Annotated in this window: 13 protein-coding genes; 3 read left to right on the forward strand and 10 right to left on the reverse strand. The window is 52.0% G+C overall.

The window, feature by feature from the left end:
* Positions 1 to 122: 122 nt before the first annotated feature.
* On the forward strand, positions 123 to 2,336 hold the full coding sequence (ppk1, locus tag B6A39_RS15185) for a polyphosphate kinase 1 (RefSeq protein WP_083007017.1): 2,214 nt from the start codon (positions 123 to 125) through the stop codon (positions 2,334 to 2,336).
* A gap of 133 nt (positions 2,337 to 2,469) precedes the next feature.
* Here ppk1 and B6A39_RS15190 read toward each other — a convergent pair whose 3' ends face one another.
* The 5 genes from B6A39_RS15190 to metE all read right to left on the reverse strand — a co-directional run bounded on the left by B6A39_RS15190 (position 2,470) and on the right by metE (position 10,174).
* A complete protein-coding gene (locus B6A39_RS15190) occupies positions 2,470 to 4,011 on the reverse strand; it encodes a TolC family protein (RefSeq protein WP_083007019.1) in 1,542 nt (513 codons plus the stop codon).
* Positions 4,008 to 5,834: an FUSC family protein gene (locus B6A39_RS15195; RefSeq protein WP_083007021.1), complete on the reverse strand. Its 1,827-nt coding sequence runs from the start codon at positions 5,832 to 5,834 to the stop codon at positions 4,008 to 4,010. The genes B6A39_RS15190 and B6A39_RS15195 overlap by 4 nt, the downstream gene beginning before the upstream one ends.
* Entirely contained in the window at positions 5,827 to 6,948 is a 1,122-nt protein-coding gene (locus B6A39_RS15200; protein WP_083007022.1) for an HlyD family efflux transporter periplasmic adaptor subunit, read from the reverse strand. Before B6A39_RS15200 ends, B6A39_RS15195 begins: the two co-directional genes overlap by 8 nt.
* Positions 6,945 to 7,274, reverse strand: a complete 330-nt coding sequence (locus tag B6A39_RS15205; RefSeq protein ID WP_083007024.1) for a YtcA family lipoprotein — start codon at positions 7,272 to 7,274, stop codon at positions 6,945 to 6,947. The genes B6A39_RS15200 and B6A39_RS15205 overlap by 4 nt, the downstream gene beginning before the upstream one ends.
* 602 nt (positions 7,275 to 7,876) lie before the next feature.
* Entirely contained in the window at positions 7,877 to 10,174 is a 2,298-nt protein-coding gene (gene metE / locus B6A39_RS15210; protein ID WP_083007026.1) for a 5-methyltetrahydropteroyltriglutamate--homocysteine S-methyltransferase, read from the reverse strand.
* A gap of 99 nt (positions 10,175 to 10,273) precedes the next feature.
* On the opposite strand from metE, the gene B6A39_RS15215 reads away from it, so the two are divergent.
* Positions 10,274 to 11,212: a LysR family transcriptional regulator gene (locus tag B6A39_RS15215; RefSeq protein ID WP_083007027.1), complete on the forward strand. Its 939-nt coding sequence runs from the start codon at positions 10,274 to 10,276 to the stop codon at positions 11,210 to 11,212.
* Here the strand turns inward: B6A39_RS15215 and B6A39_RS15220 are convergent.
* Together B6A39_RS15220 and B6A39_RS15225 are read right to left on the reverse strand one after the other, a co-directional pair.
* Complete coding sequence (locus B6A39_RS15220) at positions 11,175 to 12,770, reverse strand: ATP-binding protein (RefSeq protein ID WP_083007029.1); 1,596 nt, start codon at positions 12,768 to 12,770, stop codon at positions 11,175 to 11,177. The two genes, B6A39_RS15215 and B6A39_RS15220, sit on opposite strands and share 38 nt — an antisense overlap.
* Before the next feature lie 18 nt (positions 12,771 to 12,788).
* On the reverse strand, positions 12,789 to 13,547 hold the full coding sequence (locus B6A39_RS15225) for a winged helix-turn-helix domain-containing protein (RefSeq protein WP_083007030.1): 759 nt from the start codon (positions 13,545 to 13,547) through the stop codon (positions 12,789 to 12,791).
* 227 nt (positions 13,548 to 13,774) lie between these two features.
* Between B6A39_RS15225 and B6A39_RS19155 the strand changes: the two genes are divergently transcribed.
* Positions 13,775 to 13,897, forward strand: coding sequence for a hypothetical protein (locus B6A39_RS19155; RefSeq protein ID WP_269747947.1), 123 nt, complete (start codon positions 13,775 to 13,777; stop codon positions 13,895 to 13,897).
* 122 nt (positions 13,898 to 14,019) lie between these two features.
* Here B6A39_RS19155 and B6A39_RS15230 read toward each other — a convergent pair whose 3' ends face one another.
* The 3 genes from B6A39_RS15230 to B6A39_RS15240 all read right to left on the reverse strand — a co-directional run bounded on the left by B6A39_RS15230 (position 14,020) and on the right by B6A39_RS15240 (position 16,151).
* A complete protein-coding gene (locus B6A39_RS15230; protein ID WP_009724851.1) occupies positions 14,020 to 14,199 on the reverse strand; it encodes a PLDc N-terminal domain-containing protein in 180 nt (59 codons plus the stop codon).
* A 72-nt stretch (positions 14,200 to 14,271) separates the two neighbouring features.
* Positions 14,272 to 14,787 carry a retropepsin-like aspartic protease family protein gene (locus tag B6A39_RS15235; protein WP_083007032.1) on the reverse strand — a complete coding sequence of 172 codons (516 nt, stop codon included), beginning with the start codon at positions 14,785 to 14,787 and terminating at the stop codon, positions 14,272 to 14,274.
* Positions 14,788 to 14,801: 14 nt separating this feature from the next.
* The gene (locus B6A39_RS15240; RefSeq protein WP_083007033.1) at positions 14,802 to 16,151 is read right to left on the reverse strand and encodes an MFS transporter; all 1,350 of its coding nucleotides are present in this window, start codon (positions 16,149 to 16,151) and stop codon (positions 14,802 to 14,804) included.
* Between the last annotated feature and the right edge of the window lie 174 nt (positions 16,152 to 16,325).

Genomic DNA, 16,325 nt, shown 5'->3' on the forward strand with positions numbered 1-16,325 from the left:
AAACCGGTGACACTTGTTTGTCATCTTTTCCCGGCATACTCCTATTAACAATAGTTATTAACGATAGTTATTAACATGAGCTATCACGCTATGATGAGTATGAACCACCACCGGGGGCAGCCATGGACGATCAATCAGCAGATTCCACGTCAGCATTTTCTAGCGAGTCAACAAACGCTGCAAACGAGACGGTAAGTGGCGAGGGAGAGGCTTTGCCATTGCGTATCAATCGTACCCCCACCGGAGTTCACGCGAAAGAGTCTCACTTGGAAGCGGATCTTGACGACCCGCAGCTTTACTTCAATCGCGAGCTTTCTCATTTGCAATTCAATATCCGGGTGCTTGAACAGGCCCTGGATGATGCGCATCCACTACTCAACCGGCTGATGTTTCTGCTGATATTTTCATCCAACATGGATGAGTTTTTCGAAATCAGAGTCGCCGGGCTTAAACACCAAATGGCGTTAGGTGACGATACCTCCGCTGCCGACGGCCGCTTACCCAAAGCCGTACTGGCAGAAATCTCGGATATCGCGCATCAGCAAATAACCCGTCAATATCAAATATTGAACGAAACACTGCTGCCCGCGTTGGAAGCTCAAGGGCTACGCTTTCGTCGTCGCGATCAATGGACCGACGAGCAAAAAGCCTGGGTTAAAGATTTCTTTGATAATGAGATCATGCCGGTCATTAGCCCCATTGGCTTAGACCCTTCCCACCCGTTCCCACGTTTGGTTAATAAAAGCCTCAATTTCATTGTTGAACTAGAAGGAAAGGACGCTTTTGGCCGCGCCGGTGGCATGGCAATACTTCCAGCGCCTCGCTCACTGCCTCGCTTGATGGCACTGCCTAAAGCACTGTGTGCAGAAGGTTTCTCTGAGTATATTTTCTTGTCATCGATGATTCATGCTCATGCAGAAGAACTTTTCCCCGGCATGCGTGTGCGCGGTTGTTATCAGTTCCGTCTGACCCGCAATGCCGATATGACCGTCGATCCAGAAGAGGTCTCAGACTTGGCCTCAGCACTACGAGGCGAGCTATTGGCCCGCCGTTATGGCAGCGGCGTACGGCTAGAGGTAGCAGACAACTGTCCAGATGACTTAATAAGTTTCTTGCTGCGCCAATTTGAGCTAGAAAGCAGCGATTTATACCGTGTTCAAGGGCCAGTAAATTTGACCCGCATGATGGCTGTACTCGGTGATGTTGACCGACCGGAACTGCTCTATCGCCCCTATTCGCCTAGCGTGCCAAAAGCATTGAAGGGTGGCAGCCTATTTAGCGCTATTGCCAAAAGCGATATTCTGCTTCATCACCCATTCCAGTCTTTTTCACCAATTGAAGACCTACTACGCGAGGCTGCCCGCGACCCGGACGTACTAGCAATCAAGCAGACGCTTTACCGTACTGGCGCAGACTCAACGATAGTGAGTGCCTTGGTCGATGCCGCCAGTCAAGGCAAAGAAGTTACCGTTGTTATCGAGCTGCGGGCGCGTTTTGATGAAGCCGACAACCTGCAACTGGCATCACGCTTGCAAGAAGCTGGCGCTATCGTTATTTATGGCATCATGGCGTATAAAACCCACGCCAAAATGTTGCATATCGTGCGGCGTGAAAAAGGCGAGCTTCGCCACTACGCACATTTAGGCACTGGCAACTACCACTCTAAAACTGCAAAGCTGTATACCGATTACAGCCTCCTGACTGCCAATAAAGCGCTTTGCGCCGACGTGCATAAGGTATTTCAGCAGCTTTCCGGCATGGGCCGTGCTCGCAAGATTGATACGCTGCTCCACGCCCCTTTTACGCTTCACGAGCGCTTAGTCGAAATGATTGACCGTGAAGCTCAGGTAGCACTTAAAGGTAAACGTGGCCACATTATTATTAAGTGCAATTCGCTAACAGAGCCCAAGCTAATCAAAGCACTTTATCGCGCTTCGCAAGCAGGCGTTGAGTGCGATTTGATTATTCGTGGCATGTGCTGTTTGAAACCCGGTATAGAAGGGGTGTCGGAAAATATCCGTGTCCGGTCGATTATTGGGCGTTTTTTAGAACATACCCGCGTTTTCCATTTTCACAATGACGGCAAACCTGAAACATGGTGTTCAAGCGCTGATTTTATGTCACGCAATATGTTCCACCGCGTAGAAACCTGCTTCCCGCTACTGGATAAAAAGCTTGCCACGCGGGTACGTAAAGATTTGGAGACCTACCTCGTCGATAACTGCCAAAGCTGGTTACTAAAAAGCGACGGTAGCTATCACCTTCAGGATCCCGGCAATGGCGACGCGATCAGCGCTCAGGAAACACTGCTCTATGCCTACGCATCAAAAAGCTAGCTGAGTAGAAAGGAGGGTTGAGGACGGTTAGCCATGATTGCCCTGCCGTATCAGCATGAGGAAGCACTCTTATAATGGATGGCATCAGCGACTCTACCGTTCTCACTGCGCTCAGCGCTGCATTTGATTCACATCACAATCGGGTCGGCACATCGCTGTTGGTGAGACGGCCGGTCGCAAAGGCAAGAGCTGTCGCGGCAGCGAAAGTGTCGGCAAAGGCTTGCTCATGGATCAAACGGACATCGTTTAGACCGATTTTTGACTGACTGACTTCAGACAGCGACGCGAGGCCATTTTCGTAAAGTCCAAGCGCAGTTTCATAGGTTTCTCGCCCGGCCTCAAGCAGTGGACCGGAGGCCGTGTAGGCAGCTAGGCTGCTGTGCAGCAGACTGTAGGCTTCAACGATCTCCTGTGCAGCCAAATTGCGGATCTCAAGAAGATCCTGTTCAGCAGCTTCAGCCTGCATACGGGCCTGCCGCTTCTGAGTCTGGCGTAGTCCGCCGTCGAAAAGGGGCATGGTGAAAACAACGCCAGCTACGGCCTCGTCAAGCGTCCTATTCATTGAGCCACTCCCGCCGAAGCGACTATCACTGAGGCTCACCCCTCCAATTGCTCGCCCAACTTCAGCCACCGCTGCGATCTTGGGCATAGATGACGCTGCCACTAGGTTCACTTCTGAACGGGCTGCTCGGACTCGAGCCAACGCTGCCTGAATATCGGGCCGCTGAGCCAGTGATTTCTCGATCAACTCGTCGAGCGGCATAGGCACCTCTTCCGGCAGTTGCCTATCTGAGAGCTCCGCTACCCCTATTGTGGTTGCCGGTGAGAGGCCCATGGCGTGCATCAACGCCGTCCGTGTGTTTTCCTCTCGACTTTCGGCCAGCGTCAGATCGAACTGGGCTCGAGCCTCGATCTGTCGTGCCTGGGCGACTTCAGCCCTGATAGCCAAGCCTTCGCGAAGTCTGCCTTCAGCAACTCTGCGCAAAGTTCGGGCGTCCTCCACCCGCTCTCGGTCGATGCGTGTTTCCGCACGTGCTGCTGAGTATTGAAAATAGGCTTCGCTGACTTCGAAAATGACCCTTTGGTGGGCGCCGTGGAAAGCGATATTGCCACCGATGGCTACCTGCTCAGCAATCTCCATAGCAGCGTCTCGCGCACCGAAGTCGAACAGCAGCCATTCTACGGTAAGGTTAGGTATCACTTGATAGCCTGTCGCTGTCAGACGCCCTGTTCCGATTCCAAGCTCCGGAATTGCCTGTTCGGGACGTGATACCGTTTCGTAACCCGCTAGCACATTGGCTGACAATTGTGGCAAATAGGAGGCCTCGACAACATTCACGGCAAGAGCCGCTTCACGGGCACGCAGCCAAGCAGCGCGGGTAGAAGGCTTGGTGCGCTGAGCGATGTCGATCAGCTCCGGTAGGGTGTAAATTCGCTCCGAGTCGATAGCGACAGACAGATCATCCGTGAGCTGCTGACTGACGAGGGTGGAGACCTGATCATCTGCCTGCGATAGATCGGCGGGTAGAGAAAAATCCATGGCACCGGTTGCCGTTTGCGCCAACCCCAGGGGTGTCGAGGCGTCGGGTGATGTTGCATGGGGTGGATGCTGTGCGCAGCCCGCTGTCGCAGCACAGATCGCGGCAAGCACTATTCGATGAAGTTCAACTCTCATTCACTTTCCCTCTCCCCTGTCAGTATCCCTACCAGAACTCGTGCGCGTTTGTAGATGTTGTCACCTGCATCATTTACATCTAAAACTGCCGACGTGTGTTCAGTGGTTGCCTCTAAAGCGGCCGCGAGTGGAGCTGCATTCTTCACGCTAATTAATGGCAATAGTCGTGCCAATTCATCGGTTGCCGCAAGTCGCCGAGCACCCTCGCCCTGTTCCTTGGCAATTGGCGCAGCCCACTCGAATCGCATAACTTCCTGAGCATGGTGAGCAGCACCAATATGGCGGTACATGTCATCAAGACGATCCTCGCCGCGTAGTACCTCGGCCATTACCACAAGCGCGGCGTCGACCTCGCTATCACGGGTATCTTTTGCACTCTCCGGCCAGACCAACGAGAACACCAACCCCATGATGCCGATGCCCACGAGAATACCAAGTACGCGATAGCCCGCGTCTGAGAGATTGTAGTTCGGTCCAAAGTCCAGTGGTGATCCGGGTAGCACGCAGATGAAAAAGGCGAGTGCCATCTGAAAGCCAGCATACTGCACTCGGTACGACCCCGTCGCTACCCAACCCGCGATCAGGCTGCCCGTGGCGATGAGCAAAAAAAGGTGTCCCGGATCATCCAAGTGCGGCATCACGAAGACAACGGCGAAGGCTCCCATCGCCGCCCCAATCAGGCAGCCAATGATACGCAAGATGCTCTTATGGAACGTTTCGCCGGAGGTTCCCAGCGCTACCACAAAACAGGTGACCATCGCCGTGTGGATCTCAAACAACCCGATGCTGGTGTACAAGGCATAGGTTAGAAAGACAGCAAGCAACACCTTGAGCGCAAACTGGGTATAAATAGGATTCTTGAAAGCATCTGGTTTCAAAAATCCACCCTTAGCCTCAGATGATGTGGGTACAGTTACAGTAGCGACATTTTGGGCGGCAACGAAGGTACGTACGGCATTGGCAATTAAACCACCACCCTCAGGCAGGGGCGGCAACGAGCCCTCTTCAGCCAACCGGCGCAGCAAGGGAGCCAGTTCGGGCTCGGGTCGGCCTGCGGCAGTCGCCGCTTGGGCTGTAGCGAGCAAATTGAAGCTCGCCGCTAGCTCCGCGACGAGCCTGTCGTGTTCCTCTTTCGACACCAGCGCAAGCAGGCGTGCCATACCAGCATGCTTTTCCGCCACTTCGTTGCCTTCTCGTAGCAATCGGTCAGTCGGGGTAGGATTCCCTCCTTCAGAGAGGCGCGCCGTCTCGAGTAGCCGTTCGCGCACCCGCTCACGCACCAATTGCAGTGGGCTGCGGCCAACAAACACGTTAAGCGCCACCAGCAGTACCATCGGCACGAAGACCACCATCCATACCCAGGCCAAGCCACGCAGCACCAATTCTGGCATAGAGATGTAGTCGTAGAATGTCAGGATAAATACGATAATGAACCCCAGTAGGCCGGCGGGTTCACCCAGCTTGCTAGCCCGAGCCAGCCACATAAAGCCGAAAGTTACCGCCCCCATCATCGCTAACCGCAATGCTGGCGCATCGGCAACGAACATCATAAGCAGGATGCTCAAAGCAATAATGACGGTCGCTGCAAGGATCAGGCCGACGCCAATACCGATGTTCTCGCCCGCATTGTCTCGATACATCAGGAAAATCAGATAGCAGGAAAGCAACGCCAATGGCACCTGCAGGGCCATTGCAACAACCGCTGTCAGTCCGCACAGCAAAGCAATGTGCAGCGTCATCTCCAAACGCCCATCATAGGGGCGTAGGTCGTCGATAACTGCCCGCAACATGCTTTTCGACGACGTCTCGGCGTGGCTACTCATGCTCTTCGGCCGAGTGGATGATGACGGAAGCGGAGGCACCAACGCGCATAAGCTCTTCGGGTGGTTCTTCGAGACGGATGGTCACAGGGAAGCGCTGCGCGACCCGAACCCAGTCTACTGAGCTGTCGATGATCGGTAGCCCGAGAACACTGATAGTATCAGTGGTTCGAACCCCGTAGCCAAGGCTTTGAACACGACCACTTAGCCGCTGCGTCGGCGCCGACATTACAAAGACATCGACGGGCGCACCGGCTCGGATTCGTGGTAATTCGGTTTCACGAAACAGGGCCGTGACCACCCAATCTTCGGTATCGATGAGCGAAAACAGCGAAACACCGGTCACCACATACGTACCGACACCGAGGTCAAGCCCAGTGATGCGGCCCGAGATAGGGGCGCGCACATCGGTCCTTCGTAATTCGCGTTCGGCCAGCGCCAGATTGGTTCGCGCTAGATCCACTTGGGACTCAGGGGCATCGAGGGTCCCAATCATCGTTTGCGCCGCCAGTTGCTGGCTTAATGACTCATCGAGCGAAATCAAAGCATCCCCGTGAACCGTGCGCGCAGTGTCAACTTGCTGGGCGGTCACCATGCCACGCGGTAGTAGGTTTTCAAGTCGTTGAAGCGACTGACGGGTGAGTTCAACGTGATTGCGGGCGCGATCAATCTGGCGACTAGCAATCTCAGCATTGGTCTGCTGGACAGAGAGCAAGCGACCACCCGTCTCGAGTTCGGCTTCGGCAGTGCGTAGCATCGCACGCGCCTGTTCCACACGAAGCTCGTAAGGCTCTGGATCAATACGAAACAGTAAGTCTCCAGCATCCACGAAGACATTGTCCTCAACAAACACCTCTGCGATAGGCCCCGGCACGTTGGTCGATATTGGCACGATGGTGGCACTCACCGCAGCATGGTCAGTACGCAAGTTGGTGCCACGCTGCATGGCCGCGAAGACGATAGCAGCAATGGCGCTAGCAATCAGCGCGAAGCCAATCACCCGCGCGGCAAAGATGCGCATACCCGGTTCGCGTTGAGCCGATATGCCTTTCGGGTTATTCATATCGTTCTGGTTATGTTTATCGTTCTGGTTATTTTTATCGTTCTGGTTACTCATATTGTCAGTACTCCCGTCCAGAGCGCCCAGATCATGATGCCGCTAAAAATTGCTGCGCTGAGATAGGTCAACGGCGACATCGGTAGGTGCTCGTGCAGCCCAACTCGAATGAACAGCAGCCGCAGTATGACCGAGCATATAACACCGAGCAGGGCTGCAATCAGCCAGACTGGGAAGAACGATCCGTACAGAGATATTGTTGGCGAATGAGCATGCATAGAGCACCCCGCAAGCATCATTGGCATCAGAAAGGTTGCCAACCTAGGAAGAAGCGAACAACCTACCCCACCCTTCGAGAGCCTGCGGCAGAAAGCAGCCAGAATCATTGCCTCACCTCTTTAGATGCTTGATATTTCTGTTTTCTGGTGCCAACCCGATAGCCGCCGATGAGTATGAGCAAAATCGATCGCTTTTGATTTTTGCTAAACCTTTCCAAATTCCAGCCCCACATAGCCATATCGCATGCTCCCTTTTGTTATTTTGAAGCGATCGTGTTTTCGATTAGCTCGCCAGCGGTGGCAATAGATGCTTTATCGTATAATATAAAATCCCCTGAGTCCTTAAACCTGACACGAAACTCTATGTAACTGTCAACCTTTAAGATTCAACAGCAGAGCTTAATAAGTAGAGTGGCGAGTAGTTGCAGCAAGGGCTGAGTATTACGTCCTTTATTACCACTTTGAGTGAGAAACTAAAAAGTCTGAGTCCTGTGCAATGAACGCAGGCCTTGAGCATTAACTGAGTGAACCACCCCGCTATTAAAGGGCAGTTCACTACACAGCGAGGCTTAAGTAAAAAAACTCTAGAGGGGACTAAATTAGATAAAGAGGACTAAATTAGATAGAGAGGCCTGCGTTAGATAGTACCAACACTGACTTCTCTAGTGAGCGGTCAATTAATATGGCCCTATCTTTTTATTCCTATTGTTTTACCCATAGCGCTGACGAAGTTGATTTGCAGCTTCCACCATATTAGCCAATGCAGGCTCTACTTCTGCCCAGCCGCGTGTTTTCAGTCCACAATCAGGGTTCACCCATAGCCGTTCGGCAGGGATTTTCTCTAGCGCTTTTTCCATCAGCGCTACCATCCATTCAACATCCGGAATATTGGGCGTGTGAATATCATAAACCCCTGGCCCAATTTCGTTCGGGTATGCAAAATCCTGAAAAGCGTCAAGCAACTCCATATCGGAGCGAGACGTTTCAATAGTAATCACATCCGCGTCTAGCGCAGCGATGGCACCAATGATGTCATTAAACTCCGAATAGCACATATGAGTGTGGATCTGGGTGCTATCCTTAACACCAGCAGCGCTTAGCTGGAAGCTTTCTACTGCCCAATCTAAATAGGATTGCCACTCGTGCTGGCGCAGAGGTAAGCCTTCACGTAGCGCGGGCTCGTCAATTTGAATGACCTGAATACCGGCTTTTTCCAAATCCAACACTTCGTCACGCAGCGCCAGGGCAATCTGGCGGCAGGTGATTGCTCGAGACTGATCATTACGCACAAACGACCACTGCAAAATCGTCACAGGCCCTGTCAACATACCTTTCATGGGCTTGTCGGTGAGCGACTGGGCATATTTGCTCCATCTCACCGTCATCGGTGCTGGGCGGGTAACATCACCAAAAATGATCGGTGGTTTCACGCAGCGAGAGCCATAACTTTGCACCCAGCCGAAGCGAGTAAAGGCGAAGCCTTCTAATTGTTCTCCAAAGTACTCCACCATGTCATTACGTTCAGCCTCACCATGAACAGGCACATCAAGCCCTAATGCTTCCTGGCGTTCTACGGCGTAGCCAATTTCTTCCTGCATACGGGTTTCATAATCCGTTTGGCTCAGTTCACCAGCTTTAAATGCCCGGCGGGCAACGCGTATCTCTTCTGTTTGCGGAAAAGAACCAATGGTAGTGGTGGGAAACAGCGGTAACGCAAGCGTTCGACGCTGTGCCAGTGCGCGGGCAACATAAGGTGACTGGCGTTGACTATCTTGAGCCGTTATTGCTGCTAGACGTGAGTTAACATCCGGCTGATGAATTCGGGTTGATACCAGACGCGTATCCAGAGCGCGCGTTGCGTCGCTCACCCGCTGCTCATCAATGGGCCTTGTTCGGTTATCAATTAGCCGAGAGAGGGTCACCACTTCATCCAACTTTTGTCGTGCAAATGCTAGCCAGCTTACCAGCTCGCCATCTAGCTCAGCTTCTTGGGACAAGTCTACCGGCACGTGCAGCAGCGAACAGCTGGGCGCCAGCCATAAACGCTGTCCTAAACGCACTTTTAAGGGCAGTAAACGTTCACGTAGGGCCGCCAAATCAGCACGCCAAATATTACGACCATCCACTAAGCCAATTGAAAGCACTTGATGAGGGCTTAATCGATCAATCACGCTCTCTATCTGACCCGGCGCTCGGACAGCATCAATATGTAAACCAGCCACTGGCAGGCGAGTGGTTAGCGAAAGGTTATCACCCAGCGCACCAAAGTAAGTGGCCACGAGTAGCTTCAACGGCGCCGATTGGAGGCGGTGGTAGGCACGCTCATACGCCTGCTGCCAAGCCAGCGGCAGATCTTGCACCAAAGCAGGCTCGTCAAGCTGCACCCACTCAATACCTTGGGTGGCTAGGCGTGCCAGAATTTCGCCATACACATTTAATACATTGTCTAGCAGGCTCAGCCGATCAAAATCACTACCTTTAATCTTACCCAGCCATAGCCAAGTCAGTGGGCCGGTCAGCGCCACTTTAGGCGTAAAGCCTGCCTGTAAGGCTTCCTCTACCTCATTAAATAATCGTTCAGACGCAAGCGTAAACGTCTGCCCCTCATGCAGTTCAGGTACTAGGTAATGGTAGTTGGTATCGAAATACTTGGTCATTTCGCAAGCAGCTGCAGGTGTGCCGCAAGGGGCGCGACCACGAGCCATGCGAAACGCGGTATCTAAATCAACGTTGCCTGCGCTAACTTCGTGCTGCGCATTAAAACGCGCGGGCACCGCGCCTAGCATGACGGATACATTAAGTACTTGGTCGTAAAACGCAAAATCGCCAACACTAATAAAGTCAAGGCCAGCGTTTTGTTGAGCCTGCCAATGAGAAAGCCTAAGCGCTTGCCCAGTTGCTTCAAGTTCTTCCCGAGATATGTCGCCTTTCCAATAAGCTTCGGTGGCTTTTTTAAGTTCGCGCTGAGCGCCAATACGGGGATAGCCGAGAATATGAGAAACTGTCATGATGAAACCTTTCAACGTGAATGATTTCGCACAGTCTGCTCACCCCCAAAATATGAATCAAACTAAAGTTTTTAATATCAAACATGAAAAACACTCACAATGATTGAATTACGCCACCTGCGCACGCTGCTCGCCCTCCGGGAAACCGGTTCTTTAGTGGAAGCTGCTGAGCGGGTTCACCTAACGCAGTCGGCCCTTTCCCATCAGTTAAAAGACTTGGAAGGTCGCGTTGACAGTGCGCTGTTTGTACGTAAAACGCGTCCAGTAGAGTTCACTAGAGCGGGGCTTCGCCTCTTAGCCCTAGCGGATGAGATTTTGCCCGAGGTGCGTAAAGCTGAGCGCGACTTAGCTCGCCTAGCAGGCACCGAGCAGGGTCGATTACACATGGCTATCGAGTGCCACAGCTGTTTTCAATGGCTGATGCCAACGGTGGATTATTTTCGCGACCATTGGCCAGAGGTCGAAATTGATATTCCCAGTGGCCACCACTTCGACCCACTGCCAGCCCTTGCTAGGGAACAGCTAGACTTGGTGATTACCGCAGACCCTCAGCCCCTGGAAGGGGTTCATTACGTGCCGCTATTTCGATATGAGGGGCTGCTAGCGGTTGCTCGACAGCATGCTTTTGCTGGCCGTCCGTTTATCGCGCCACAAGCGTTAGCCGAGGAGACGCTAATCACTTACCCGGTCGAGCACTCCCGGCTGGATGTATTTACCCAATTTTTATCTCCCGCCAATGTACGACCAAAGGAAATTCGCACCGCAGAGCTCACCATCATGATGATGCAGCTCGTTGCCAGCGGTAGAGGCGTGTGCGCGCTGCCCAACTGGGCACTCACAGAGTATTTAGAGCGGGATTACGTTAGCGCCGTGAAACTGGGCGAGAACGGCATTTGGAGCACACTTTATGCTGCCATACGGGAAGAAAATTTAGAGGCGCCTTGGATGCAGGATTTTTTGCGCACTGCTAAAGAAACGTCATTTGCGGTGCTGTTGGGTATCAAGCCGGCGACTCGCGACGAGGAATCAGCAGCGTAAAGCGCGCGCCGCCCAGTGTAGGACTAGTATCAACAGTGACGCTACCACCGTGGCCTGCCATAATTTTTTGAACAATGGATAAGCCTAGCCCGTAGCCACCAGAGCTACGTGCGCGGCTATCATCAAGCCTGGCAAATGGCTTGAAGATATCGCTACGCGCCTCGGGTGGTATGCCTGGCCCATCATCCTCAATATCAATACGTACAAGGTGTGGCTCATCCCATAGACGAATCACGACTTGTGACTTGCCATAGCGACAGGCATTGCTGACAAGGTTCTGCAGCGCTCGTTGTAAATAGCGGGGTTCGGCGTACAACTCAATTTCAGCACTGCCTTCCAGCGTTAACGATAGGCTTTGGTGCAACGGCGACAGCGTGTCGATGACTCGCTCAGCCATTGCCCGACACTCAACCAACGCCATTTCTAATTCAACGCCATTAATAGACTCCCCCCCCAGGCGGGCATACGTGAGGATTTCGTCTACCAATTCATCTAGTTCAGAAATATCAGCATCAATACCCTGAAGCTGACGGCGAATCGCAGGCTGGTCGGTCATATCTTCAACCATTTGCACCGCAAACCGTATACGAGCCACCGGCGTGCGTAATTCATGAGAGACTGCGCGGATCATCTCTTGCTGGCCTCTAAGCAAGCTTTGAACTTGATTCGCCATCCCATTGAATGCCATGCCCAGGCGGCCTAAAAAGTCTCCGCTTTCCACTTTCACCCGGGTTTCTAAGCGCCCGCTGGCGATTCTAGTCGCAGCAAGCTCCAAACGCGCCATACGCGCTTCAATACTGCGCATAATTAAGTAAATAATCAGGCTAAGCACCACCATCAGCCCTACCAGCAGAGGTAGGTGCAAATTGACCGGCAGCGTATCACCGCGAGAAGTCGGCCCTGCCTGTAACCACTGATTCTCGCCAGGCACCCGGTAAAGCAGTATCAATGAAAGCTTATCTGACACCAGTCGCGTCAGCACGCCTCCTTGAGCAAGTTGAAACTGCTGCTCTGAGGTGAGGTCCGAGGGCAGCGCTGAAAGCAGCACAAGCGGCCAGCTACCCGCATCTAATGAAGCAACGGCATCGGCCCTCGCCTCATGCGGCATGCTAGCTAGCCACTCTCCGAGCAATACCATGCTGCCCTGCCACTGACGCTCGCTCCAAGCGGCAAACGTTGCTACTAGCATCTGCTCATCACCGGGTATGCGTTGTCGTAGCTGCCAAGGATCTTCGGCGACTAATACCGTGCCTCGCTCGACGCGGGCTTGCTCAAAGTAGTTAAGCTCTGCCTCCTCGATACGCTTAAGTGAGAGCTGCATACCCAGCTGTTCCGAAAAGCGGGCAAGCATGGTTTCTCTTTCGGCCGCCTGACTTGACGCTAACTGCTGCGTCATCAACGACATAGGTAGTGCGGCGAGCTGTTCACGATAATCTTCACGACGAACCTGCTCAATAAAAGAACGCCCGCCCAATGCAATAAAAAACACAACGCATAGTGCCAAACCCAGCAGAAGATAAAACCTTAAAAAAGAACCGTGGCCCAGCACTCGCCGCATGCGGTTAACCTCTCTTAATTAGCTGTCTTTAACAAACAGATAGCCTTTGCTTCGGACTGTTTTAATCCGGTGCGGCTGGTTAGGGTCATCGCCTACTTTGGGCCGAATACGCGACACCCGTACGTCAATCGAACGATCCTGCCCATCGTATTTGATGCCACGTAGCTCATTGAAAATCTCTTCACGGGTTAATACACGCCCCGCATTACTCGCCAACAGCCACAATAGATCAAACTCTGCGCTGGTGAGATCAATACGCTCACCGGAAAGCCAGGCCTCACGTGTGGCGTTATCTATCTCGAGATTTTCAAAGCGCAGGCGCATCTCGCCACCAGGTGCTGGCGCATCAGCACGACGAAGTAGCGCGCGCATGCGTGCTAGAAGTACACGGGGCTGAACCGGCTTTGGTACATAGTCATCCGCCCCCATCTCCAAACCCAGCACTTGATCAAGATCATCGGTGCGAGCCGTTAGCATCATTATAGGACCAGCAAAGTTGGGCCTAACACGACGGCAGATAGCCAAACCATCCTCGCCCGGCAACATTAAGTCCAAAATCACCAAGTCAGGCTGGAGTGTTAAAATACGATCCACGCCCTTTGCACCATCTGCCTCTAGCGTTACTTGAAAGCCATTTGCCTCCAGGTATTCGCGAGTCAGCTCTGCCAAGCGCTGGTCATCTTCAATAATCAACACGTGATCTTGGTCTGGATAGTCAGGCGTTACGGCGTCTTGAGCTCCAAGCGCCTGAAATTGCTGTTCCAAGTGGTCTACCATCCTTTATCTTCACTCCGCTTAGGCAGTTTGTGTTATCACCCGCTCACCCTATGTAACCGCAGGCTGCAATATCTTCCAGGATACCTCAAAACCGTTCAAACGCCTGCCCCCTGACCTCTTTCCCATACTCCAGGTAATGGTTTGCCTGCTAGGCACCTTGATTCTTACACCGCCAAACGCTAATGTGATTTTGCTAACTGTCGAAAATCTGGCAGCAAGAGGACATTATGGAAACTAGTAAAGCCAAAAGTGTTATCAAGCGTGTTTACGTACCCACTCAGGTGCGCGATCTACCTAATGGAGAGAAGCTGACGATTCCTGGGCATTATAAAGCGCCACCAAGGGAATAAAACGGCTTTTGCGAGCGACCAACCGCTTCACGACTCTTAGGTAACCTAATAACTAGGTTACTAAAAAGGCAGACCACCAATGTGGCCTGCCTTTTTATTATTTAGAAATAGCGTGTTGCTCGCTACCCTTTGGGGCCAAGTAGAAACCACGCGATCAGCCCAACTAACGGGAAAAATAACAGCGCCAAGATCCACAACAGTTTTGCCAGCCCACCGGCTGAACTCTTAGCAACTTTCACAATGGCCCATACAACGATGATGAGCCAGATAAGCCCTAATAATCCACCTACCTCAATACCCATAACTACTCCTTAGCGGGATTGCTTCCATGACTTTTTAGCTAAGCACATCGTTTCAATGCACACAAGTAACATTCACTCCGTAGGTAAGCTCAGTACCATTTCCCCACCGCGTATTTCAATCGCCAATAAATTAAGGAAACTCATACCAAGTAGTACGGTCTCGTTTTCCATGCCAGGACTTATAGACCCTTGCACGTCATTCATACGTATGTTGCCCAACACAACCTCATCTAGCTGTGTCAGCGTACCCTCTGCGCGACCATTAGCGGTGTTAAACCAAGCACTGCGTCCCGGCTCTAGGCCCAGCTCGCTTGCTAAATTACCGGGTACTGCAACATAAGTAGCCCCCGTATCTAACAAAAAAGTCACTGGCTTCCCATTAATTTTCCCCGGCGCTTCAAAATGACCAGCACGATTGCGCTTTAAATTGACGGGTCCGTCATCCGAAGAGACGTACATCACATGGACATTTGGCGTCATTAGCTTCTCGAAACCGCCATCCAACAGCCATGTGCCAGCGGCCAATAACAACACCCAAAAGAGTAGCATGATGACGATACCACCTCGTTGCGTAGCGAGGGTTTTCATACGCCACCTCCGAGCTAAGCGCTCCTTTCCCAGGCAAGTGCAGCATCACGCCCACGCTGTTCATTAACGCCAGCGCATATCAACATCGCGATAACAAACAGTGCCACACATAATAGGATAGACGCTTGCAAACCAATTAACGTTTGCAAAACGCCCAGCATGACTATGCCGAACACGCCTGCCAATTTGTTGGCAAGGCCCCAGAAGCCAAAAAATTCAGCAGACTTTTCCAGTGGTGAGAATACGCCTACCAACGCCCGGCTAGCTGATTGGCTAGACCCCAGACTAAGACCCGCCAGACAACCGACCACCAGAAAAACGTGTTGCGCTTGCCACTGCACGGCGTAATGGCTGTTAACCCAATCAGTCAGCTCTGGCGTCGCCCATATCGATACAATAGCGATGACCCATAACGCTAGTGTCATTTGATACGTGCGCTTGGCGCCCAATTTATCCTGTAAAAATCCAAATCCCAGCGCGCCTGCCGCTGCCGTTATTTGAACAATAATAAACATAATATTGCGCACACTCTCTTCCCAACCAATCACCTGAGCGCCATAAATAAAAGCAAACGCAATAATGATGTAGACACCTGCCATTGAGAATAACAGCGACACTAAAAAGACAGTTAAGTCTTTAAAGTAGCGTAGCTCAGTAAATGTTGAGCGAACACGCTGTAACGCAATACGTCGATAGGAAACACCATGGGGTTGAGGCACACCTCGCTCTTTCATCCATAGGAAGGTGGGAAGCGCCGCTACTAAGAAAAAGCCAGCGGCAAAAGGACCTACCCAACGTATGCGCTCAAAGTTATCAGCGGTCGCTTCCCCTAGCACCATCAGCGTAAAACCAGCAGCAAAGAGGCCACCGATATAGCCAAGCGCCCAACCAAACCCAGAAATCTTACCCAGCGCATTAGGAGGGCCTAACTCCGGCAAAAAAGCGGCTATAAACGACTCGCCCATCGAGTAAGCATAGTTTGAAAGTATAATTAACAGCAGCCCCGCTACTACGTAACCAGGCTCGACAAAGTAAAGCATGACAGTTGTCGCCACAGTAGCGAGATAACTAATTAATAAAAAGCGCTTTTTTTCTGCTCGATAGTCCATGACTGCGCCGCAAAGCGGGGCAGTTAATACGACCATTAGATAGCTCAACGCTAACGCGAGGCTCCATAAAAAATTTGCTAGGCGAAAGCCATCACCTCTATCGCCTACGATTACCGTCGTAAAAAGTTCTCCAAACACGACAGTGATGATGAGCAAAGTGTAAGCCTGGTTGGCAAAATCAAACATTGCCCAACCAAATATTTCACGTCGCGATGCGTAGGTGGGAGTAACCTTGGCGGGGTTAGCAGGCAGCATGCAGGCTCTCTCAAAAAAGTGTGTAGTAGCGTCATCACCCTATTAACGACAGCTTTTTCATGACGATAATAAGATATGTAATTATTCAGAAAAGCGGCTTAACCGTAGACGGGCCTTAAAAAACAAACGCTCGGCATAGCCGAGCGTGACACGCTGATCATGGTTGCTTATGGC

Origin of the sequence: Halomonas sp. GT (genome assembly GCF_002082565.1) — a bacterium.
GTDB lineage: Bacteria > Pseudomonadota > Gammaproteobacteria > Pseudomonadales > Halomonadaceae > Vreelandella.